The following is a 563-nucleotide window of genomic DNA, read 5'->3' as shown; positions in this document are numbered from 1 at the left end:
CGGAGAAAGATGTCGTTGCCGCTGTCGTTGGTCATCACGAGCTGGCCGTTTGAATTGATGGAGGCAGTGACGCCGGTCTTGCCGGAGACATCATTGATTGCAGATACGGCGTTGGCTAAGTTGTCAGCACCTGTGGTGCCGCCAATGGTGAATGAGACGCGTACGGTTTCCGTGGCGGCATTGTCTGCAACGATGTCGAACGAATAGGCGCCGGCTGCGCTGAAGGTCGCTGTGCCTTCGGTGCGTGCTGTTGCCGTCACGCCGGTCTTGCTGCTCACTGTATTGACCTGATCGGCGACCGTCTTGGCGCTGGAGCCTGCAGCGACGTTGATCGCACCGCTGGCGCCTAGGTTGCCGAAGATCTGCAGGGTGGCGTCGGCCACGCGAACGCCAGTTTTCCCTGCCACCTGTGCATCGGTTCTCGTACCCGTGATTGACGCAGCAACGGTTGTGCTGGCCACGTTGTTGTTGCCATAGTTGGAGGTGCGGAAGTTGCCGGTGGAGGCAGTGATGGTCTGGTTTGCATTGGCGCCGACCTGAAAGTTGGCGGTGCCGAAGGTGCC

At 60.0% G+C, this 563-nt stretch carries 1 protein-coding gene; it reads right to left on the bottom strand.

Annotated features, from left to right (window positions below; all coding sequences use genetic code 11):
• A partial coding sequence (locus B447_RS21575) for a flagellin hook IN motif-containing protein (protein ID WP_004249487.1) occupies positions 1-563 on the bottom strand: 563 nt, incomplete at both ends.

The organism is Thauera sp. 27, from assembly GCF_000310125.2.
Lineage (GTDB): Bacteria > Pseudomonadota > Gammaproteobacteria > Burkholderiales > Rhodocyclaceae > Thauera > Thauera mechernichensis.
This window is presented reverse-complemented; position numbering and strand designations above follow the sequence as displayed.